Source organism: Streptomyces sp. SLBN-31 (assembly GCF_006715395.1).
Classification (GTDB): Bacteria; Actinomycetota; Actinomycetes; order Streptomycetales; family Streptomycetaceae; genus Streptomyces.
Genome location: NZ_VFNC01000001.1, coordinates 2,209,421 through 2,230,161, shown reverse-complemented (window position 1 = coordinate 2,230,161; position 20,741 = coordinate 2,209,421). Strand labels below are relative to the sequence as shown.

Annotated in this window: 17 protein-coding genes and 3 pseudogenes; 11 read left to right on the top strand and 9 right to left on the bottom strand. The window is 68.9% G+C overall.

The window, feature by feature from the left end; genetic code table 11:
- The first annotated feature begins 5 nt into the window (after positions 1–5).
- The 5 genes from FBY22_RS10190 (at position 6) to FBY22_RS10170 (ending at position 4,072) form a co-directional block, all read left to right on the top strand.
- Positions 6–335: a hypothetical protein gene (locus FBY22_RS10190; RefSeq protein ID WP_399210845.1), complete on the top strand. Its 330-nt coding sequence runs from the start codon at positions 6–8 to the stop codon at positions 333–335.
- A gap of 879 nt (positions 336–1,214) precedes the next feature.
- Positions 1,215–1,859, top strand: coding sequence for a TetR/AcrR family transcriptional regulator (locus FBY22_RS10185; protein WP_142144308.1), 645 nt, complete (start codon positions 1,215–1,217; stop codon positions 1,857–1,859).
- Positions 1,860–1,870: 11 nt separating this feature from the next.
- Entirely contained in the window at positions 1,871–2,530 is a 660-nt protein-coding gene (locus tag FBY22_RS10180; protein ID WP_142144306.1) for an ABC transporter ATP-binding protein, read from the top strand.
- Positions 2,523–3,344 carry a hypothetical protein gene (locus FBY22_RS10175; RefSeq protein ID WP_260844773.1) on the top strand — a complete coding sequence of 274 codons (822 nt, stop codon included), beginning with the start codon at positions 2,523–2,525 and terminating at the stop codon, positions 3,342–3,344. The genes FBY22_RS10180 and FBY22_RS10175 overlap by 8 nt, the downstream gene beginning before the upstream one ends.
- 80 nt (positions 3,345–3,424) lie before the next feature.
- Positions 3,425–4,072 carry a YHS domain-containing protein gene (locus FBY22_RS10170; RefSeq protein WP_142144302.1) on the top strand — a complete coding sequence of 216 codons (648 nt, stop codon included), beginning with the start codon at positions 3,425–3,427 and terminating at the stop codon, positions 4,070–4,072.
- Between the two features lie 3 nt (positions 4,073–4,075).
- Here FBY22_RS10170 and FBY22_RS10165 read toward each other — a convergent pair.
- Positions 4,076–4,796 (bottom strand): annotated as a pseudogene (locus tag FBY22_RS10165) (flavodoxin family protein).
- Between the two features lie 102 nt (positions 4,797–4,898).
- On the bottom strand, positions 4,899–6,752 hold the full coding sequence (locus FBY22_RS43850; protein ID WP_160159864.1) for a tetratricopeptide repeat protein: 1,854 nt from the start codon (positions 6,750–6,752) through the stop codon (positions 4,899–4,901).
- A gap of 349 nt (positions 6,753–7,101) precedes the next feature.
- On the opposite strand from FBY22_RS43850, the gene FBY22_RS10155 reads away from it, so the two are divergent.
- Positions 7,102–7,470 carry a hypothetical protein gene (locus FBY22_RS10155; RefSeq protein WP_142144300.1) on the top strand — a complete coding sequence of 123 codons (369 nt, stop codon included), beginning with the start codon at positions 7,102–7,104 and terminating at the stop codon, positions 7,468–7,470.
- Between the two features lie 383 nt (positions 7,471–7,853).
- On the opposite strand, the gene FBY22_RS10150 is transcribed toward FBY22_RS10155, so the two are convergent.
- The 5 genes and pseudogenes from FBY22_RS10150 to FBY22_RS10130 all read right to left on the bottom strand — a co-directional run.
- The gene (locus tag FBY22_RS10150) at positions 7,854–8,981 is read right to left on the bottom strand and encodes a penicillin-binding transpeptidase domain-containing protein (protein ID WP_260844772.1); all 1,128 of its coding nucleotides are present in this window, start codon (positions 8,979–8,981) and stop codon (positions 7,854–7,856) included.
- Between the two features lie 330 nt (positions 8,982–9,311).
- A complete protein-coding gene (locus FBY22_RS10145) occupies positions 9,312–11,855 on the bottom strand; it encodes an ATP-binding protein (RefSeq protein WP_142144298.1) in 2,544 nt (847 codons plus the stop codon).
- Positions 11,856–11,901: 46 nt separating this feature from the next.
- Complete coding sequence (locus FBY22_RS10140) at positions 11,902–12,585, bottom strand: response regulator (RefSeq protein ID WP_142144296.1); 684 nt, start codon at positions 12,583–12,585, stop codon at positions 11,902–11,904.
- A 114-nt stretch (positions 12,586–12,699) separates the two neighbouring features.
- Complete coding sequence (kdpC, locus tag FBY22_RS10135) at positions 12,700–13,311, bottom strand: potassium-transporting ATPase subunit KdpC (RefSeq protein WP_142144294.1); 612 nt, start codon at positions 13,309–13,311, stop codon at positions 12,700–12,702.
- Positions 13,312–13,316: 5 nt separating this feature from the next.
- Positions 13,317–14,030 (bottom strand): annotated as a pseudogene (locus FBY22_RS10130) (HAD-IC family P-type ATPase); the annotation flags it as partial.
- Here FBY22_RS10130 and FBY22_RS10125 point away from each other — a divergent pair.
- Together FBY22_RS10125 and FBY22_RS10120 are read left to right on the top strand one after the other, a co-directional pair.
- Positions 14,022–14,735, top strand: a pseudogene (locus FBY22_RS10125) (MBL fold metallo-hydrolase RNA specificity domain-containing protein); the annotation flags it as partial. The pseudogenes FBY22_RS10130 and FBY22_RS10125 sit on opposite strands and share 9 nt — an antisense overlap.
- Positions 14,736–14,785: 50 nt before the next feature.
- A complete protein-coding gene (locus FBY22_RS10120; protein ID WP_142144293.1) occupies positions 14,786–15,514 on the top strand; it encodes a spermidine synthase in 729 nt (242 codons plus the stop codon).
- A 668-nt stretch (positions 15,515–16,182) separates the two neighbouring features.
- Here the strand turns inward: FBY22_RS10120 and FBY22_RS10115 are convergent.
- Positions 16,183–17,028, bottom strand: coding sequence for a hypothetical protein (locus FBY22_RS10115; RefSeq protein WP_142144291.1), 846 nt, complete (start codon positions 17,026–17,028; stop codon positions 16,183–16,185).
- Positions 17,029–17,404: 376 nt separating this feature from the next.
- Positions 17,405–17,728 (bottom strand): hypothetical protein, encoded by a 324-nt coding sequence (locus FBY22_RS10110; RefSeq protein ID WP_142144289.1) that lies wholly within the window; start codon positions 17,726–17,728, stop codon positions 17,405–17,407.
- Between the two features lie 719 nt (positions 17,729–18,447).
- On the opposite strand from FBY22_RS10110, the gene FBY22_RS10105 reads away from it, so the two are divergent.
- Genes FBY22_RS10105 through FBY22_RS10100 form a run of 3 tightly spaced genes read left to right on the top strand, consistent with a single transcriptional unit; the run spans position 18,448 to position 20,623 of the window.
- On the top strand, positions 18,448–19,521 hold the full coding sequence (locus FBY22_RS10105) for an aromatic ring-hydroxylating dioxygenase subunit alpha (RefSeq protein ID WP_142144287.1): 1,074 nt from the start codon (positions 18,448–18,450) through the stop codon (positions 19,519–19,521).
- On the top strand, positions 19,518–19,691 hold the full coding sequence (locus FBY22_RS44120) for a hypothetical protein (protein WP_174267117.1): 174 nt from the start codon (positions 19,518–19,520) through the stop codon (positions 19,689–19,691). The genes FBY22_RS10105 and FBY22_RS44120 overlap by 4 nt, the downstream gene beginning before the upstream one ends.
- Positions 19,688–20,623, top strand: coding sequence for a PDR/VanB family oxidoreductase (locus tag FBY22_RS10100; protein ID WP_142144285.1), 936 nt, complete (start codon positions 19,688–19,690; stop codon positions 20,621–20,623). The genes FBY22_RS44120 and FBY22_RS10100 overlap by 4 nt, the downstream gene beginning before the upstream one ends.
- Positions 20,624–20,741 lie beyond the last annotated feature (118 nt).

Here is a 20,741-nt window from a genome sequence, read left to right as displayed (position 1 = left end):
TCCCCGTGTGCCGGCGGCGGTTCCTCGCCCGCCTGCCGATACCCCTCTTCCGCCGCGGGCTCGGATGGGTCTTCGGTGGCCGGCTGCTCCTGCTCCATCACACGGACCGCGTCACGGGACTCGACCGCCGCCACGCCGTCAGGGCCCGCTTCCTTACCTCCGACGACGGCGCCGAGATCATGGCCCGCTACGCTCGGCGGCGCCCCCGGACCGCCCAACACCTGTGCGCCTCCATGGAGTTGCCGTCAAAGGGCACCGATGCCGCGTTCCGGGAAGCCGGCAGGGCCATCCCGTTCGTGCGCCTGGATGCGGCTCCCGGGTATCGGGTGCGGTGAATCTCCTCCGCCAAGCAGATTCAACGCCGGGCCAAAATCACCTCAAGCCTCTGGGCATCTGTTTTTGCATTGTGCAAAACTTGCATCTCGGGGGCCGAGTCGGCGGTCGGTATCGCCCAGCGCCCAGGAGTGATCGGCACGCTGTCGGAAGCGGGGCGACGTTACCGACCGCCTACACGGCCCCTGGCACATGACTGTCGCCCGTGGGCGCACGCCGCGCAGTTTCTGCCGATTCTCGCGGTGAGCCGCGATCCGCGGAACGGATTTGGCCGAGGAGAATCGGGGGAAGACACGCCGTGGCAGCAGACGCAGCAGGCCAGGATGGAACGCCGGGCGACAGGGGCGGTGTTCCATCCGTCCCGGACGCCGTATGGCGAAAGTTCCTCGAGGACACCGAACACGCCATCCGGGCCCGCGCACCCAGGGAGCTCTCCGCACGGGAGCGCATGGCCGAAGCGCGTCCCCGTACGGCTGACGAAAAGAGTGAACGCCTGGCATCCCAGGAGAACGCGACCAACGAGCCCGGCCCGGTTTCGTGGGACACGGTGGGCGAGGTCTGGGAGCCGGAGGACCAGTGGCCCGGCCCGGCGTGGCGCGACATGGACGGTCCGGCCCGGTGCCGGCGGGCTGGCTGGTCCGTGGCCGCTATCGCCGCGGTGCTCATGGCTGTCGGGGCCCTTTGCCGCGCGTCCAGTCACGCAGGCATTCCCGGCGCCCCGCCCGGCAGCACCACCTCACAACAATCCGAGGAGGTGGTTCCGGACGCGGCCCAACGCGACCATTCCCCTACCCCATCCGACCCACACCGGCACAGCCCCGCCGATGCATGGACACGTTCACCCCTGGACAGCGACTGAACACTCGTTTAGCATTCTGTACATGCGTTCAATCCGCGACGACCGGACCACCCGCGCGGTGATCCGTGACGAGGCTCTGCGTCTGTTCGCCGCGAGTGGGGCGGAGGCGGTGACGATGCGGCAGATCGCTGCCGCCGTCGGGGTGTCGCCAGGGCTGGTCATGCACCACTTCGGTTCGAAGGAGGGCCTGCGGCAGGAGGTCGACCAGTACGTCCTGGACGTCTTCGAAGCAATGCTCGGGGAACTCACAGGCGATGGCGGGGCGGAGTTGCTCGATCCTGGGGCCGGGGCGAGTTCGCTGAGCGAGGCGTTCGCGCGGCACTTGCCCGACGACTCACCGCTGCCCAGCTACCTGCGTCGACTCCTGCTGTCCGACACGGACGCCGCGCGGCTACTGTTCCGGCGCCTGTACGAGCTGAGCAGGGCCGCACTGGAGGGCTTGGCGGCAGCGGGACTGGCCGCCCCCGGTCGGGACCCTGCGGTACGCGCCGCCTTGCTCCTCTCCAACGACCTGGCCCTGTTCCTGTTGCGCGACCGCCTGGCCGAGGTCCTCGGAACGGACCCGCTGTCAGCCGACGGCATGACCCGCTGGGCCCCGGAAATGCTCAGCATCTACGCGGGCGGGCTGAACGCGGCACCACCGGAACCACAAGGAGATGCACCCTAGGGAGGCTGCGCATGGCGCCCGGCTCAACACTCGCACCCACAGCCGTACTTCAGGCCCACGACATCCACAAATCCTACGGCAGGCACCCCGTCCTGCGCGGCGCCGACCTCACCGTCGATCCCGGGCAGCTCGTCGCCGTCGTAGGGGAGAACGGCGCCGGCAAGTCGACGCTGCTGAGAATCCTGGCCGGCACCCTGCCCGTGGACCACGGCGAGGTCACCCTCTCGGGGACGCTTGGCTACTGCCCGCAGGATCCCGTCCTGAACGCGAGCCTCACCGTGCAGCAGCACCTGCGCTACTTCGCCGCCGCCCACCGCCTGCCCGACCTGGACCGCGGCCGTGAACTCATCCGCCTCCTCGGCTACGAGCAGTACGAAGCGTCCCTCGCCGGCGAACTGTCCGGCGGCACCAGGCAGAAGCTCAACCTCACCCTGGCCCTGCTGCACGACCCGGACGTCCTCCTCCTCGACGAGCCCTACCAGGGCTTCGACTGGGAGACCTACCTGCGGTTCTGGGACCTGGTCGAGGACCTGCGCGCCCGTGGCAGGGCCACCGTGGTCATCACCCACCTCGTGTTCGAACAGGACCGCTTCGATCTGCTGGCCGATCTGACCGACGGACGGCTCACCCCGCGTACGACGTCGAGGGGGGACCACCGTGTCGGTGCCTGACACACTGCGACTGCGGCCGCTGTACGGCCAGTTCCCCACCGCCCTTCGCTTCTGCGTGCGCGACCAGACCCGCAACCGGCTCGCCGCCCTGCTGCTCGTCCTCTTCGTCCCCGCCTGGTACCTGATGATGGACGCCCTGGCCGGACACACGCCACTGAACTTCAAGCTATACGCCACCGGCCGGGTCCTGCACGTCGACGGCGGCCATCTGACCCTGATCTCGGCCGGCCTCAACTCCGTCACGATGATCGCCGGGTTCGTCGTCTTCGACGCTGTCCGCAAGGCCCTCGCCTTCGACCGGCGCCTGGTGTTCGCCGGATACCGGCAGTCCACGCTCATCGGGGCCAAGTCCCTGGCCGTCGCCGTGGTCGCCGCGGCGATCGCTTTCTATACCGCACTCGCGATGCTTCCTTTCTGGCGTCCGGATCCCGGCGGCTGGTTCGCCGTGCTCGCCGGCTTCACCGCCATCGCACTCACCTACGGCGCGCTCGGCCTGCTCCTCGGTGTTCTGGTCAAGCACGACCTGGAGGGCTTCTTCCTGATCATCATGGGCGGGCTGATGGACACCTTTCTGCAGAACCCGCTGGGCAACCCGCTCGCCAACAAGCCCGTCCTGCAATGGTTCCCCTCCTTCGGGCCCATGCAGTTCGCCGTCGGCGGCTCCTTCGGGAACACCGCGCTGTGGGGCCACCTCGCCCTTGGCCTGAGCTGGGCGGCCGGGTTTGCCGCGATCGGGCTGGTCATCTTCCGGATCAGGACCCGCAACCGCATGCGCCACGGGTCAGGGAGGGATCCCGTACTCCTGCCGAAGTAGTCCGCTACTGCTCTCGGAGTAACCCCGAACCGCTCCCCGCGTACGACGACAGCATCGGCCCACCGACCGAGCATGAAGTCATGATTGTCATCGAACTCTTCGCCCCCGCAGGCGTCCTCGATCAGGCCCGGCGCCAACGGCTCGGCAAGCGGCTCATCGACGCCCTCATGGGCGCCGAGGACGCCCATGCCGAAGCCGTCATGGACTCCGCGCGCGCCCTCACCCAGGTCCTCATCCACGAACCGGCCGCCTGGATCACCGGAGACCGTCACCCGGTCGACCCCGCCGACCCGCCCCGCTACCTGATCCGCGTCAGCGCACCGGCCGCCTGGCGAAAGGAGATGAGCGCCCACGCCATCGACCGCCTCACCCAGGCCCTCGCCGAGACGGAGGCGGAGGCCGGCCGCGACCCTGACCGGCTCCGGGACCGGCCGCACGCCCTGGTCCAGGTCGCCGGCATCGCCGAGGGCAGCCTCGGCCTGTACGGACGTCCCATGGGCAGCCTCGACCTGATCCAGCACATGACCGCACCGCACCGCGACACCATCGCCCGCCTGCCCACCGACGACCTGCCGCCCGGCACGGTCATCGACCCGGTGTGCGGCATGACCGTCGACCTGAACACCACCGACCTCACCCTGGAGGTCGACGGAACGCTCCACGGCTTCTGCAACGGTCAGTGCCGGCGCATCTTCGCCGACGAGCACGGGGTGCCACTGAAGGCATAGAGGTCAGCGGTAGTCCGGGTTGGGTGCGTCGAGGCGGCAGCCCGCGTCCACTCCGAGCGCTGGTTGCCGTGGGCGGGGACGCCCTTGGCGCGCTTGAGCATCGCCGCCAGGCGCATCAGGTTCCAAGCCATGAAGGTGGTGTTGCGGTTGGTGAAGTCGTTCTCCGGACCGCCCGAACCGGGGTCCAGGTACGACGGTCCCGGTCCCGCCGGTCCGATCCAGCCGGCGTCGGCCTGCGGCGGGATGGTGTAGCCGAGGTGCTGGAGGCTGTAGAGGACTTTCATCGCGCAGTGCTTGACGCCGTCCTCGTTGCCGCTGATCAGACAGCCGCCTACGCGGCCGCAAAAGGCGTACTGCGCCGCGGAGTTGAGCAGCCCAGAGCAGCCGTAGAGCCGCTCGATCACCTTCTTGGTGACCGAGCTGTTGTCACCCAACCAGATGGGTCCGGCGATAACCAGGATGTCGGCGGCCATGACCTGCTCGTACAGCGTCGGCCACTCGTCCCTCGCGAAGCCGTGCCCGGTCATGTCGGGGTAGACGCCGGTGGCCATGTCGTGGTCGACGGCGCGGATCTCGGATGTCGTGATCCCGCGCGCCATCATGATCTCCGCGCTCTTGTCGATCAGCCCCTGGGTGTGGCTCCGCTGCGGCGATGGCTTGAGGGTGCAGTTGATGAAGAGGGCGGTGAGTCGTCGAAGCGGTAACTGTCGTCGGTGGCGTTCACGGCGGCCCCTTGCGCGCGAGACGGCGTTTCGTCCCGGGACTGGACGGACCAGCCGCAGCTTCTCGCGTCGGTCTCTGTTTGTCGCGCTTTGTCCGACATCCGTCATCGCTCCGACCGATGTCGTACGCACGGGGACGTCGGCTGGGATCCTGGCCCCGTGACAATCGACGTGACGGTGCGGCGCGTAGTCCCGCTGTGGACTGGCGTCATGACAGCGAGCGGACTCAAGGTATTCGGCAGGCGGAGCTGACCCGGCAAGCGGACGGCGGCGGGTTCGGAGTGGGCGCCGAGGTGACCCGTACGGCGTACTTTCTCGGCCGGCGCATCGACTACGTGCTGCGCGTGACCGCACACGAGCCGCCAGGACTGCTGGACATGATCGCCACGGCCGCCCCCATGCACGTCACCTACACCTTCGAGACCCACGCGCACGGCATCCTGGTCGGCATCCGGGTGCGCGGCGGCCCGGGCGGTCTTCTTCGCCTGGCGGCGCCGCTGATGTCCCGCCGGGTCCGGTCCAGTCTCACCAAGGACCTGCATGACCTCGAACGCCGACTCACCGACCCGGAAGGCGGCAGGTGATGGCTTACGACGAAGGGCTGGCCGAGCGCCTCCGGGAGCGCGAGGGGCGGATGACGGTGCTCTTGCAGCCCGGTAGAGTTCTTGGTTGCCGCCGACCATGGCGTACGGACTCAAGCGGTTGAGCCCGGTCGCCGCGACGGGGTCCAGGAGCCTGGTCGCGGCCACGCCCTGACGCCAGAACAGCCGGACCACGGACTCCGGGGCCGTGTCCGTGTCGAAGTGCGTGATCTCTGGCATGCCGTTTCCCACCCGCCTTGACCGCTTCAGTGACTTCGTGGCGCTGGACGGCCGCTCGCCCGAGCACCGGTCGTACTGCGCTTCTATCCCGGCGCCTGGGCGCGTGTGAACGTGGGAACGCATGATCTCCCGGTGCGCCGGGCGGCCGTTTGCGGCGCGGTCCCGCAGTTCGCGGACCCGGTCATACCGGACGAGGATAGCCGCTTGGTGCTCGGCTAGTTCGTCGGTGACGTACTTCCACCTGATGTCATTCTGCGCGGCGTCGAGCACTCCCATGGCCTCCTCCATACGGCCGATGCCCGCGAGCAGCTCCGCCAGTTGTCGCGGTGCGCGCCCGTCGCGGGGCAGTATGTCGATGGCTTCCTCATGGCGTCCCTGCTGGTCCAGGAGCTGGGCGAGCTCGAAGTCGGATTTGTCGATGGGCGAGCGAAGCTTGTGGCCCCGATGTCGGCGCACCTTCAACGCCCTTTCTTTCTCTCCCAGTTCGACGAACAGTTTGATCGTCCACTCGTAGGCGTACTCCTCGTCCGCGTCGATGCGCTGCATCATGATCGCGGCGGCCTCCTCGAGCCGCCCATGGTCGGCGAGGGTACGGGCCAAATGCAGGGCCAAGCCGGTGTCTCCCGGGCGCATCAGGGTGCGCAACGTGTCGACGCGTCCCTGCTCTGCCAGAACGGGCGCCAGCCAGGACCGGGTGGTGTCATCGTCAGCCATGGCCAGTGCCTCGACGACCCGCTCCGCACGCAGCAGCATCCGCACCAGCAGGTGCCATTCCGCCCAGTCCAGCCGCTGCCGCCAAGCGGGCGGAGTGCCGGCGGCGTCGCGCAGTACGTCGATGGCATGGTCGGCTCGGTCCTGCTCGTGCAGCACGTCGATCACGTGCTGGAATGCCTCTTCCTCGTGGGCCAGCATCCGAACCTGCCACATCTTGACCGCGCCTTCGAGCGGCATCTCACCAGGCTCGATGATGAGGCGGAGCAATACCACCAGGGGCGGGGTGTGGCGGTTGGCCCAGAGCGACGAGAGCTTCTCCCACTGTCCCTGCTCGGCGTAGTACTCGGCGAGCCGCGCTTTGGCGTCCACGGTGCCGCCGGCGGCCATGGACTCGACCGTCTCCACCTGCCCGTCGCGCAACAAGCGGCGAATGGTTTCCCGCTGCTCGCGTCTGTCCTGCTCAGGGTCAGGGGAGGTCCCCCAGTCCGCCAGCGGGCGACCGCCTCCACCGGGTCGCACAACTGTGACGGGAGCAGTTCCCTGGCCGGCCCCGGTCGCCAGCTTCTTCTTATTCCCTCTTCCCATCGCTCCAGTGTCAAAGATGTCGCCCGGTGGCTCCAGGCCCTGATAGCCGACCTGAACCAGCTCTCTGCGGTGACAGTGGTTCGTTCTCCAGGCATTCACGCAGTAGCCCGACTCAGGGGCGCATCGTGGCACAATGCAAAGACGGCCGGAGGGCAAGATCGTGCCGTGCTACGAGGGGGCTGCTGCCATGTCCGCCATCACCATCGCAATGCACTGGGCGATGCGCCTCGACGGAGCGCTCGGCGTGGCGGTCGTCGACTACGTCAGCCGTATGACGCTCGGCACTCTCGGCGAGCCGGACGGACTCGACCTCACGAGGGCCGCGAGCGGCGGTACGGACGTCGTACGCGCCAAGCTCTCGGCCATGGAGCTCATCGGTTACGCACCGGCACGGCTGGAGGACATCCTCATCACGCTGGACACGGAGTACCACCTCATCCGGCCCCTGACCCGCCGAAGACACGAAGGGCTCTTCCTCTACGTCGTCCTCGACCGGCATCGCACCGATCTGCCCCGCGCCCGCCGGGAGTTGAGGCAGATCGAGCACCTCCTGTGACTGCTTTGCGCCATTCACCAGCCACTCACAGCACCGCCCCAGCGAGGCTCAAGCATCGCCTTCCCGTGTGCGGCGAGGCTCGGCCCGCGCGCAGGCCCCGAGTAGAGGCAGCACATTGACCCGCGGGAACCGGAGCGGCCTCGTCGCGGCCGCCGACCGACCCGGAGATGCGATGCCCAGGAGTACCGCGCACCGAGCGCCAGAGCGCCGTACCTCAGCGCCGGACCGGGGCGGACTGTCTACCGCTGCCGTGTCCTGGTCGCCCGTTTCCCCGGCTGCAAGGATCCGGGAGGTGACCACCGCTGAACAGGTGCGCGACGGTGGAACCGCCGAGCCCGTGAACGGTCCGCGCCCCGGCTGCGGCTGTCGTTGCCGACGAGGCGTCAGCTGCCGGTGAGCAGGTGCCGGACGACGTATCCGGCCGAGTCCACCCCGGAGCTGCCGCCTTCGACCAAGGCGGCGACGGCGATGCGGGAGTTGTACGCGGTCAGCCAGCCGTTGGTGTGGTCGCCTTCCTCCGCGGTGCCGGTTTTGGCGCCGACGCCGGTCAGACCGCGGAGGCGTGGTGCGGCGGTACCGCTGGTGGCCACGTTCCGCATCATCGACTGCAGGTAGCCGGCCGTGCGGGCGGAGATGGGCCGGGGTGCGATGTCCTGGTGCTGCCCGGGCAGGATGATCGGCTGCTTGAAGCCGACGCCCCGCACCGTGGCCGCCACGGACGCCATGAACAGCGGGGTGGCCGTGACCTGGCCTTGGCCGATGAACTGGGCCGCCTGGTCGCCGCCCTGGACGTCCGCCGGGATGCTCGGGTCGGTGGTGGCGACCCCGCCGCCGATGGACCAGCTGCCCATACCGAAGGCGTTGACGGCCTCGTCGTGCAGGGCCGAGGCATCTCCGTCGTGCACGAGGTAGTGGAAGCCGTCCTTGATGAAGGCGGTGTTGCACGAGACCGTGAACGCCTGGGCGAGGGTGGAGGCCCCATTGGCCCGCACTCCGGAATCGTTGTGGAACAGCTGGCCGTTGGCCATCAGCGAGTCCGTGCACGGGGCGGGACTGTTCGGAGTGAGGCCCACCCGGTCGAACAGGGCCGCCGAGGTGATGATCTTCATGGTGGAGCCCGGCGACTTGATGCCGTTGACAGCGATGTCGCCGTCCGCGCCGGTATGGGCGATCGCGAGGATGTGACCGGTCCTCCAGTCCAGCGCCACCGTCCCGGCAGGCTTGTCCTGAAGGTGGGGGTCCTTGACCGTGGTCTCGGCCACCTCCTGGAGGGAGGCGTCGATGGTGGTCTTGATGACGGGGGCGTTCCCCTTGGAGAAGACCTTCAGTGTCTTCACGCCGTCGCCGGCCGCGTCGACCACGGCGACTCCGGTGCCGGTGCTGCCGCCGGTCGGGGTGGCGTTCTTGCGGATCGTCGCCACGATGTCGTGCAGCGAGGAGAAGCGGGCAAGGTCGGTCCTGCCGTCGCTCGCCGCGACCTTGGCTGTGCTCGCGCCGTTGGCCGGCCTCATGGGGACGCGGCAGCACAGAGCCGCCGAGGCTCAGGATCCAGGCGAGGGCGATGACCAGGGATGCCTCGGCGATGACCGGGGTCGCGCGCACGACTGACGGGGCGGCGTCCGGTCGGCGGGCGGGCCGGTCGTGTGCCGACGGGTCCAGCAGAATCAGCGCCCAGAAGCCGACGACCAGCACCAGCGCGGCCGTGAACGTGGCCGTGGGGAAGCGGAGAGCGGCTTCGGTGATCTCGCGCACCACTCCACCGTATGCGCCCCGCTTGCCTGACGGGAGGCTCCTGCGGCAGGCATGTCGGTCTCGCCTGGGCCGGATCGCCGTAGGCGTGTCTACGAGGCGGTCGAGGCGGAGAGGTCCGACACCGCCTGTGGGCTGTCGGCCGTGGGGAGGCTGAGGACCATGGTGAGACCGCCGCCGGGGGTGTCCTCGGCGCGCAGCGTGCCGCCCATCGCCTCGGCGAAACCGCGGGCGACGGCGAGGCCGAGGCCCACCCCGTTACCGCGCGGGGCGTCGCCGTACCGCTGGAAGGGCTCGAAGATGCGGTCCTTGGCCTCGTCGGGGACGCCGGGGCCGCGGTCGACGACCCGGACCTCGACACGGTCGCCGAGCGCGCTGGCGGATACGAGAACCGGCTCCTCGGCGGGGCCGTACTTCACCGCGTTCTCGACGACGTTGGCGACCACGCGCTCGAGCAGGCCCTTGTCCACGCAGACCATGGGCAGCGTCTCGGGGATGTCCAGCTCCACACTGTCCTCCGGCACACCGGCCAGGGACATCGGGACGACCTCGTCGAGGTCGATGTCCCGGATCAGCGGCGCCACGGTGCCGGTCTGCACCCGCGACATGTCCAGCAGGTTCCCGATGAGGTGGTCGAGGCGGTCGCAGCCCTCCTCGATGCCGGCCAGGAGTTCGGCCTGGTCCTGCTCCGACCAGGCGACGTCCTCCGACCGCAGCGAGGTGACGGCCGCCTTGATGCCCGCGAGGGGCGTGCGCAGGTCGTGGCTGACCGCGGCGAGCAGCGCGGTGCGCATCCGGTTCGCCTCGGCGAGCACCTTGGCCCGGTCGGCCTCCTCCTGAAGGCGGCGGCGGTCCACGACCACGGCCGCCTGTGCGGCGAAGGCAGCCAGCACCCGGCGGTCCTCTGCGGGCAGCACCCGCCCGCAGAGGGCCAGCGCCATATGGTCGCCAGCGGGTACGTCGACGTCGGCGTCCTCGGGACGTCCGGTCGGTGCGTCCGGGCCCACGCAACCCGCGACGGTCCAGGGCGCGGAGTCGCTCTCGCGCTCCAGCAAGGCCACGGACCGCATCACGAACGTCTCACGCACCCGCTCCAGCAGTTCCTCCAGACTGGTCTCACCGCGCAGCACGTTGCCCGCGAGGAAGGACAGGATCTCCGACTCGGCCCGCAACCGGGCCGCCTGGTGGGTACGCCAGGCCGCCAGATCGACGACCGACGCCACCGACACGGCCACCGCCACGAAGATCACCAGGGCGAGGATGTTCTTCGGGTCGGCGATCGTGATCCGGTGCACCGGTGGCGTGAAGTACCAGTTCAGCAGCATGGACCCGAACGCCGCCGAGGCGAGCGCCGGCAGCAGGCCGCCCAGCAACGCCGCCGCCACCGTCAGCGTCAGGAACAGCAGCATGTCGTTCGTAAGGCCGAGGTCGGCGTCCACGTGGGTCAGCAGCAGCGTCAGAAGCAGCGTGCCGGCGACACCCGCGAACCAGCCCCAGAGGATGCGCGAGCGCCCCAGCCGAGCGCCCCGCGCGACGGGCAGGCCCCGGCCCTTGCCCGCCTCGTCGTGGGTGATCAGGTGGACGTCGAGGTCGGGGCCGGAGTCCCGGGCCACCGTCGCGCCGACGCCGGGCCCAAGGACGTACTGCCAGCTCTTGCGGCGCGAGACGCCGAGCACGATCTGCGTGGCGTTCACCCCGCGCGCGAAGTCCAGCAGCGCCGCCGGGACGTCGTCGCCGACGACCTGGTGGAAGGTCCCGCCCAGGTCCTCGACCAGGGTGCGCTGGAGGGCCAGCTCCTTCGGCGAGGCGGACGTGAGACCGTCGCTGCGGGTGACGTAGACGGCGAGCACCTCGCCGCCGGCCCCCTTCTCGGCCAGCCTCGCGGCCCTCCGGATCAGCGTCCGCCCTTCCGGACCGCCCGTCAGGCCGACGACGATCCGCTCGCGCGAGCCCCAGATCCTCGAGACCCGGTGCTCGCTGCGGTACTGGTTCAGGTACTCGTCGACCCGGTCGGCCACCCACAGCAGCGCCAGCTCGCGCAGGGCGGTGAGGTTGCCCGGCCGGAAGTAGTTGGACAGGGCCGCGTCGACCTTGTCCGGCTTGTAGACGTTGCCGTGCGCCATCCGGCGGCGCAGCGCCTCGGGTGACATGTCGACCAGCTCTATCTGGTCCGCGCGCCGGATGACCTCGTCGGGGACGGTCTCCTGCTGCCGTACGCCGGTGATCGACTCGACGACGTCGCCCAGCGACTCCAGGTGCTGGATGTTCACCGAGGAGACGACATCGATGCCGGCGGCGAGCAGCTCCTCCACGTCCTGCCAGCGCTTGGTGTTGCGCGAGCCGGGGATGTTCGTGTGCGCGAGCTCGTCCACCAGCGCGACCTGCGGGCGACGCGCCAGCACCGCGTCGACGTCCATCTCGGTGAAGACGGCGTCCCGGTAGGCCAGTTCCCTGCGCGGGATCTCCTCCAGCCCATGCAGCATCACCTCGGTGCGCGGCCGGCCGTGGTGCTCCACGAAGGCGACCGCGCAGTCGGTGCCCCGCTCGATGCGGCGGTGAGCCTCGGAGAGCATCGCGTAGGTCTTGCCGACGCCCGGTGCCGCGCCCAGGTAGATCCGAAGCTTGCCGCGTGCCATGTCTCACGTCTCTTCGCCTCTACGCCCGTACGTCTGTCTCTGCCGGTCATCCCTCGAAGCGGTAGCCCATGCCCGGCTCGGTGATCAGATAGCGGGGATGCACCGGATCCGCCTCCAGTTTGCGACGCAGCTGGGCCATGTAGACCCGCAGGTAGTTGGTCTTGGTGCTCTGCGGGACGCCCCAGACCTCCTGCAGCAGGTGGGTCTGGGTGATCAGCCGGCCCGGGTTGGTGACCAGGATCTCCAGCAGATGCCACTCGGTGGGGGTGAGCCGTACGTCCCGGCCGCCCCTGGCCGCCTTCTTCGCCAGCAGGTCGATGGTGAACTCGTCGGTCCTGACCAGTGTCGTCTCGGGGACGAGCGGACTCTCCTCGGTGCGGCGCACGGCAGCCCGCAGCCGTGCCATGAGTTCGTCCATGCTGAACGGCTTGGTGATGTAGTCGTCCGCCCCCGCGTCGAGCGCGGCGACCTTCTCGTCCGAGGCACGGCGCGCGGACAGCACCAGGACGGGCACCCGGGTCCAGCCCCGCAGGGCCTTGATCACGTCCACGCCGTCCATGTCGGGCAGGCCGAGGTCCAGTATCACCACGTCCGGCTGGCGGGCAGCGGCCAGACGGAGGGCGGTGGCGCCGTCCGGCGCCGCGTCCACTCCGTACTGCCTGGCCTGCATGTTGATCACGAGGGCCCGTACGAGTTGCGGGTCATCCTCCACCACCAGCACCCGGGTCATCGGTGCGCGGCCTTCCTCTTGTCGGTGGGATCGGCGTCATAGATGCGGCGGTGGGAGCCGGCGGACCGGAGGTTCCCGGTTCGCCGGCTCCGGCCGTCGGTGTCCGTAAGCCCACTACTTCTGGGCCAGTTCCTTGAGGGCGATGTTGAGTTCCAGGACGTTGACGTGCGGCTCGCCTATGAAGCCGAGGCTGCGCCCGTCGGTGTGGTCCTTGACCAGCTTCTCCACCTGGGCCGCGGACAGCCTGTTCGCCTTGGCGACCCGGTTGACCTGGATGTCCGCGTACGCCGGGGAGATGTCCGGGTCGATGGCGGAGGCCGAGCCGGTGACCGCGTCGGCGGGCACCTTCGACTCGGGTACGCCGTTGAAGGCGGCGACGTGCTTCTTGGCCACCTTGACCACCTTCACCAGCTTGGGGTTGCTGGCGCTGAGCTGGCTGGAGCCGGTGGCCAGCGGGTCGTAGTTGCTGTTGGACGGGCGCGGCTGGAACCACTTCGGGTCCGGCTTGTCGGTGCCCTTCATGTTCCAGCTCTGACCGATCAGCTTCGAGCCGACCTCCTTGCCGTCGACCTTGACGATCGAGCCGTTGGCCTTGCCGTGGAAGAGAGCCTGGCCGATGCCGGTGACGACGAGGGGGTAGATGATGCCGGTCACGACGGTGAGGACGAGCAACATGCGCAACGCCGCCCACGCCATGCGACCGGAGTTCACGAGAGAGGTGTTCATGTCCTTCACCCGATCCCGGGAAACAGAGAGATGAGCAGGTCGATGATCTTGATGCCGATGAAGGGCGCGATCAGCCCGCCGATGCCGTAGATGGTCAGATTGCGCCGGAGCATCTTGTCCGCGCTCACCGGCCGGTACTGCACGCCCTTCAGGGCGAGCGGCACGAGGGCGATGATGATCAGCGCGTTGAAGATGACCGCGGACAGGATCGCGGAGTCCGGCGAGGACAGGTGCATGATGTTGAGCTTGTCCAGGCCCGGGTAGACGGCCGCGAACAGCGCGGGGATGATCGCGAAGTACTTCGCGACGTCGTTGGCGATGGACAACGTGGTCAACGCGCCCCGGATGATCAGGAGTTGTTTGCCGATCTCGACGATCTCGATGAGCTTGGTCGGGTTGGAGTCGAGGTCGACCATGTTGCCGGCCTCCTTGGCGGCCGACGTACCGGTGTTCATCGCCACGCCGACGTCCGCCTGCGCGAGGGCCGGGGCGTCGTTGGTGCCGTCACCGGTCATCGCGACGAGCTTGCCGCCCGCCTGCTCCCGCTTGATGAGCGCCATCTTGTCCTCGGGAGTGGCCTCCGCGAGGAAGTCGTCGACGCCCGCCTCCTCGGCGATCGCCTTGGCCGTCAGCGGGTTGTCGCCCGTGATCATGACGGTCTTGATGCCCATGCGGCGCAGTTCGTCGAACCGCTCCCGCATGCCGTCCTTGACCACGCGATCCGCATCGGCGAAGGCGACACGGTCCTGCTCGCCAGCTCCCTCATCCCCGGCAACGAGAACGCCGTCTACCGGGTGATCAACGGCCTGACCCGGTGGGGCGCCCACGTGGTGCACAAGGGCAATGCCAAGGTGCACGTCTCCGGTCACGCCAGCGCCGGCGAGCTCGTCTACTGCTACAACGTTGTCCGCCCCCGCAACGTCATGCCCGTACACGGCGAGTTCCGCCATCTGCGGGCCAACGCCGACCTCGCCATCCGTACCGGCGTCGACCCCGACCGGGTCGTCATCGCCGAGGACGGTGTCGTCGTCGACCTCGTCGACGGCCGCGCCTCCATCGTCGGCAAGGTGCCCGCGGGCAACGTCTACGTGGAGGGCATGGAAGTCGGCGGCGCCACGGAGGGATCTCTCAAGGACCGCCGCATCCTCGCCGAGGAGGGCGTCGTCACGGTCGTGGCCATCGTCGACGCCGACACCGGTCAACTGGCCGAGGCCCCGGACTTCCTGGCCCGCGGCTTCGTCCACGACGAGACCACGTTCGAACCCGTCATCCCCGTCATCGAAAAGACCCTGACCAGTGCCGCCCAGGAGGGCGTCGGTGACGCCCACCAGCTCGAACAGCTCATCGTCCGCGCCGTGGCGAACTGGGCCTTCCGCACCCACCGCCGCAGGCCACTGGTCATTCCCGTCATCATCGACGCCTGACCGGACGGGACCCAACCCCGACATACCGACGACACCAGAAAGGTCAACGGATGAGCGTGCGTTTCGAGGAGATCGACTGGCAGCCGACGCCGCTCGGTGAGATCAGTCTGCGGCGCCGCCGCCACCCGTCGTCGGACGAGGATGTGTACGAGGTCAAGCTCGGCGACGAGTTCCTGATGTCCAGCCTCTTCACGACCGGCGAGATCGCGCTCACGGAACTCGGACTGGCGAAACTGCCCGACACCGAACTGGACGTCGCCGTCGGCGGACTCGGACTCGGCTTCACCGCCCAGGCGGCCCTGGACGACCCCCGGGTGCGCTCGCTGACCGTGATCGAAGCGCTGGCCGAAGTCATCGACTGGCACCAGCGGGGTCTGGTGCCCCTCGGGACCCGGCTGACGTCGGACGCCCGCTGCCGTCTGGTCCACGGCGACTTCTTCGCACTGGCCGCCGACCCCCGCGGTCTGGACTCCAAGGAGCCGGGCCGACGCTTCCACGCCATTTTGCTGGACGTCGACCACTCGCCGCGCCATGTGCTCCGCCCTCGGCACGCGGCGCTCTACCAGCCTGCCGGGCTCCGCGCCCTCGCCGATCACCTACACCCCGGCGGGGTGTTCGCCCTGTGGTCGAACGACCCACCCGACGACCAGTTCACGTCCGCGCTCACGGAGGTCTTCGCACGGGCAGCGGCCCATGTCGTCGAGTTCGACAACCCCCTGCAAGGCGGCACCTCGGCCAACACCGTCTACGTGGCTGGCACGGAAACGAGCACGCCGTAGGAGGAATTCGGCCGGATCCGGCAATGCGGCTCGGCCGCTCACGAACGGCAGAACAACCGCTCCAGGTGATGGCCCAGCACCTCCAGGGCGGTCTCCCGGGTGCCCCGGCCAACCAGCGCACCCGTACCGAGCCCGTGGCTGACGGCCAGCAGGCGGCAGGGTGTAGGTGGCAGAGCCGCATCACCCCGGATGTGTCGGCGACGGGTGAATCTTGACCGAGCCAGGACTCAGCCGCCGCCGACAGGGTTCAGTCCGGCGCGTCCCGCGACACCCGAGAGGGCGCCATGAGCAGCTGCCTCGACACGCCGCACGCGGTGTCGCCTATCCCGGCCCGGGCACGGCTCGCCGGAGGAGGCAGGCAAGAGAACCAGGGCTGATTCAATGCCCTGGTGATCACCTGTCGGTGCAGGTCAAGCGAGTCCGAGCAGGTCGAGCGGGCGGGTGTACTTCCCCCTTGGTGGCGACACTGCCCGGCGCAAGTCGACCGGCCAGACCCTAGCGCCCCACGAATTCTTCGACGTCAGCGGGCAGCGCTCACAGTCGCTGACTGCAAACCTGGTCGTTCGTGTGGGGCTGTGCCAGAAGGCGTTCGCAGGCTTCTGTTTGGGGTAACTGGTAGGCGCGCATGTTGAGGTGTCGGGTACTCCTGATGGCGGGCGATGGCGGTGTCACCGTGTGTGGTCGCCGGTGGCGTATCGACTCCAGGTGCCGCCGGCCTCGGTGACGAGCCGGGTGGCGGTCTTGTCGTGGTAGCCCAGGGCCTTGGCACCGGCGAGGTCATCGACCACGCCGGGGTCGAGCTCCGCAGCACGATCCAACAGGCGCATCTGCTGCGTAGGGGTCAAGCCCAGCGCGTCGTCGAGGGCGAGACGTTCGAGGGCGGCGGCGACGTAGCCGGGCGCGGCGGCGGCCAGAGCCTGACGCATGGCCTCGTCGGCAACATCTGCCGCGGGCAGGCCGGTGGCGTAGTGCGCGGCAATGCCGTACGTCTCGACCGCCCGTGTGTTGATCCGCTCCAGGGCGGCCTGCGTGTTGGCGTCACCCTGGTCGGCGCGCAGGACGAGGCCCACCTGGTCGCGGCCGTCGGCGGTGGCGGCCACCAGCCGGAGACCAGATGCAGTAGTGGGCCGCTCGGGGGCGGCCTCCTGCACCGCCTCGGCGGCTGGGGTGTTCTTGGGCACGCGCAGCAGCTTCTCCTTGAACCGGCGCACCCCGTCCTTGACGTATGGGGTGGCGGCCTCCAAGGCGGCGACGGTCAGGGCGTGAGCGAAGTCCACCGCAAGGGTGGTGGCGCAGTTGACGAGGAGGTTCTTTAGGCCGTCCCTATAGCCGTCGTCGTACCGGTCGTAGGCGTCGAAGAGTTCGGCCTGGGTGACGAGCGAGTTGTCTCGGTCATCGCGCGCGGTAGCGCGCATCCCGCCGGAGGAGGCGCGGGAGCGGTCGAGGTGGGTGCCGGCGGGGAACTCGGCCCACACCAGCTTGCGATTTGGCTGCGGCCGTCGGTAGTTGGACATGACGGAACTGTAGGGGGCCGCACGGACGGCGCGGCGGCGGAGAGAGTTTCGTGAAGGCGGCGGTGACACCGGGGCTGACGAGGTGTCGGGGGTTGAGACTGGTAGACGCGCATGTTGAGGTGTCGCGTATACACCCACGAAGTCAGCGCTGCAACCACGATGAGTGCTGGGTTTTACTGGCGTCGGTATACCAAACGGGACAGCCGTTGGCGCTAAGCACTTGATCTTGGTCACCTAGCAAACCGGCTGCGTATCGACGCGATCGGCGAACAGGTCTGTTCGGGCAGGTCGAAGGCCCCAACGCGACCTCGGTCGCCGACTCGCTCACCGCCCAGCCAGTCTCCTGCGCGGCGTGGCCCTCTCGTTGCTTGAGCGCTCACCCCTGGTCGTTCTCGTGCTCGGCGATCTCACCGATCGTCTTCTGGATCATGTTGTCGACCACCGGCTCAGTGATCCCGTCACAGGCGCGGTACACCGGCTCGCGGTGCCGGTCTGCCGGGTCGATGAGCTCAGCTCGGGCCTCGTCCATGATCAGCGTGCTACATCCTGGGGTCTTCTCCAGGGGTAGTGGCGTGCCGCAGTCCATCAGCCTCGGATTGCACTGCTCACCCGCGCTGCCGTTACTCCCCATTGACGCGCAGCCGCTTAGGGCCAGCGCGAGGGTGCCCACCACGACCCACTTCCACCATCTTCGGCTCATCCCACATCCTCACGCTGCGATCGGCTAACCGGTAAATATCTCGGCAGGTCGGTTTCGGCCAGGAACCATCAATCCCGGGCCGCCGCGCATCAGCCGTCCCGCCTGAAGACATTTCCGCAGGACATGATCACGAAAGGCGACCGCTACCAGCAGCAATGAATCCGCTGGTCAGCCCCCGCCCCTGGCAGCCGACCACCGCCACTCAGCGGCTCATCGGCCCGATTACTCGCCGCGCCACCCCCATCCGCAACGCGAACCAGCACGCGACCTCACACCACCCTGACCAGCGGCAACACGCTCAACAGCCTGAAAGGGTGCGGATTCGACCCGGATTCGCCCCGAGGGCCCCAGACTCCAAAACGAACAGTAGTTGACCTGCAGTGATGCTGATTCTTGCCGCTGTACCGAGCATCCACCGACAGAGGAGTATCACAATTGAAACTAAGTGGACATTATTGGGCGATTAACGCCAGGCTGTGAGTAGCCGCACTCGCCGTCGCCGCCTCCGGCTCCCCCGAGCGCGAACCGAATGGCCGCACCACGCGGCACTCCACTCTGGCGACTAGGGGTTGACGGAACAAAGGCTCTGACCAGCCTCTTTACAGAAGTTCTTCCGCCTGGCAGAAGCCGTCTTGCCGAGCCGATGCAAGCCTCACGACCCTGATTCCAACCACGGCACGCGGGGCGAGGACGCCCCGCCGACAGGGACGGGAACTGCCATGCCGCACATCACCGCTTTTGCCAGAAACCAGTGGTACGTCGCCGCCTACAGCCACGAGGTCGGGCGCGAGGAGTTGCTCGGCCGGACGATCCTCGGTGAGCCCCTCGTCTTCTACCGGACCGAGGAGGACGGCACACCGGTCGCGCTGGCCGACCGCTGTGTGCACCGCCGCTTCCCGCTGCACGAGAAGCCCAGCCGGCTCGACGGCGACCGGCTCGTGTGCGGCTATCACGGCTTCACCTACGACACGACGGGCACCTGCGTCTACGTGCCCGGTCAGAAACGCGTGCCGCGCACCGCCCGGGTCGCGTCCTACCCCGTCGTCGAACAGGACTCCCTGGTGTGGGTGTGGATCGGCGACCCGCAACTGGCCGACCCGCAGACCATCCCGCGCGCGCGGCACCTGGACTCCCCCGGCTGGGTCACCGTCCGCGGCATGGAGCCCATCGACGCGGACTACGGGCTGCTGGTCGACAACCTCCTCGACCTCTCCCACGAGACCTATCTGCACGGCGGTTACATCGGCACACCCGAGGTCGCCGAGACGCCGATCACCACCGAGGTCGACGAGGGCGCGGGCATCGTACGGGTGAGCCGGCACATGGACGACGCCGAGTGCCCGCCGTTCTACGCCAGGTCCACCGGCATCGAGGGCCGGATCACGCGCTGGCAGGACATCGAGTACCACGCGCCCTGCCTGTACCTGCTGCACAGCCGGATCGCCCCGGTGGGCGTGGTGCCGGAGGCCGACGGCAGCGACCCGAACGCCTTCCACACCGAGATCACGTACGCGATCACCCCGTCGTCCGACGGCCACGTCTACGACTTCTGGATGGTCTCGCGCGACTGGGCGCCCGAGGACGCGGAGGTCACCGAGTTCCTGCGGGGCAACAACCACACCGTGGTGATGCAGGACGTGGACGCGCTCAACCTGCTGCAGCGGACGCTGGGTTCGGAGCGGACGGGGTACCAGGAGCTGAGCATCAACATCGACACCGGCGGCCTGGCCGCCCGCCGCATCCTCGCCCGGCTGGTCGAGGAGGGCGACAAGCCCGTGGAGAAGGTTCTGTGAGCAGCGGCACCGGCGAGATCTACCGCATCGACTGGCTGCCGGGCACCGACGTCCTGCACGGCACCTGTCACTGCGGAGCCGAGCACACCGCCCAGGACCCGGTCGAGATGTGGGAGTGGATGCTCGGCCACCCCGAAGGACACCGACCGTCAGAAGGCGGTGACTCATGACCGTGTACGAAGCCGAACTCGTCGTCGGCAGCCGGGAGTTCGCGGCCGACGGCGTGCTCGCCCTGACCGTGCGCCATCCCCTCGGCGAGGACCTGCCGGGCTGGGAGCCGGGCGCCCATGTCGACGTCGTGCTCGGGCCGGGGCTGGAGCGGCAGTACTCGCTGTGCGGGGACCCCGCTGACCGGTCGGCGTGGCGGATCGCCGTGCTGCGCGAGCCCGCCGGGCGGGGCGGATCGGCCCAAGTGCACGAGCAGTTGGGGGTCGGCGACAAGGTGCGGGTGCGCGGGCCGCGCAACCACTTCCGGCTGGAGAGCGCGCCCCGGTACCGGTTCGTCGCCGGCGGCATCGGCATCACACCGATCCTGCCGATGCTGGCCGCGGCCGAGGCGGCGGGCGCCGAGTGGACGCTGCTGTACGGCGGCCGCACGCGTGACTCCATGGCCTTCACCGAGGAGTTGGCGCGGTACGGCGACCGGGTGACCCTCGCCCCGCAGGACGAGACCGGACTGCTGGACCTCGGCTCCGTCCTCGACGGCCTGCCCGGGGACACGCTCGTCTACTGCTGCGGTCCGGGCCCGCTGCTCGACGCGGTCGAGGCGCGCTGCCCGGCCGGGCGGCTGCGCGTCGAGCGGTTCACGCCCAAGGTCCAGGAGGTCGGCGAGAACGGCGAGTTCGAGGTGGAGCTGGCGCAGAGCGGCCGTACGGTCACCGTCGCGCCGGACGTCTCGGTGCTGGACGCCGTCCGGGGCGCGGGCGTCGAGGTGCTGTTCTCCTGTACCGAGGGCACCTGCGGCACCTGCGAGACCGACGTGCTGGAGGGCACTCCGGACCACCGGGACTCGGTGCTCACGGACGCGGAGCGGGAGAGCGGGGAGACGATGATGATCTGTGTGTCCCGCTGTCGCGGCAGGAGGCTCGTGCTGGATCTCTGACCTCGCCGCGACTCGGCTCCTCCAAAGTGTCAACAATTTCGTCAGCCGAACCATTGACCGTGTGAAGCGCGGCGCTCTGGGTTCCGTGCACGCCAGTTGAGCACTACTGTGCGGTGCG

What these genes read in the sequence shown, in the direction of transcription:
- FBY22_RS10145 (WP_142144298.1), bottom strand. Translation starts at nt 11,855, where the DNA reads ATGGCACGCGGCAAGCTTCGGATCTACCTGGGCGCGGCACCGGGCGTC.
- FBY22_RS10150 (WP_260844772.1), bottom strand. Translation starts at nt 8,981, where the DNA reads ATGAGGCCGGCCAACGGCGCGAGCACAGCCAAGGTCGCGGCGAGCGAC.
- FBY22_RS10155 (WP_142144300.1), top strand. Translation starts at nt 7,102, where the DNA reads ATGTCCGCCATCACCATCGCAATGCACTGGGCGATGCGCCTCGACGGA.
- FBY22_RS10100 (WP_142144285.1), top strand. Translation starts at nt 19,688, where the DNA reads ATGACCGTGTACGAAGCCGAACTCGTCGTCGGCAGCCGGGAGTTCGCG.
- FBY22_RS10140 (WP_142144296.1), bottom strand. Translation starts at nt 12,585, where the DNA reads ATGACCCGGGTGCTGGTGGTGGAGGATGACCCGCAACTCGTACGGGCC.
- FBY22_RS10110 (WP_142144289.1), bottom strand. Translation starts at nt 17,728, where the DNA reads ATGAGCCGAAGATGGTGGAAGTGGGTCGTGGTGGGCACCCTCGCGCTG.
- FBY22_RS10115 (WP_142144291.1), bottom strand. Translation starts at nt 17,028, where the DNA reads ATGTCCAACTACCGACGGCCGCAGCCAAATCGCAAGCTGGTGTGGGCC.
- FBY22_RS10170 (WP_142144302.1), top strand. Translation starts at nt 3,425, where the DNA reads ATGATTGTCATCGAACTCTTCGCCCCCGCAGGCGTCCTCGATCAGGCC.
- FBY22_RS10180 (WP_142144306.1), top strand. Translation starts at nt 1,871, where the DNA reads ATGGCGCCCGGCTCAACACTCGCACCCACAGCCGTACTTCAGGCCCAC.
- FBY22_RS10185 (WP_142144308.1), top strand. Translation starts at nt 1,215, where the DNA reads ATGCGTTCAATCCGCGACGACCGGACCACCCGCGCGGTGATCCGTGAC.
- kdpC (WP_142144294.1), bottom strand. Translation starts at nt 13,311, where the DNA reads ATGAACACCTCTCTCGTGAACTCCGGTCGCATGGCGTGGGCGGCGTTG.
- FBY22_RS10105 (WP_142144287.1), top strand. Translation starts at nt 18,448, where the DNA reads ATGCCGCACATCACCGCTTTTGCCAGAAACCAGTGGTACGTCGCCGCC.
- FBY22_RS10120 (WP_142144293.1), top strand. Translation starts at nt 14,786, where the DNA reads ATGAGCGTGCGTTTCGAGGAGATCGACTGGCAGCCGACGCCGCTCGGT.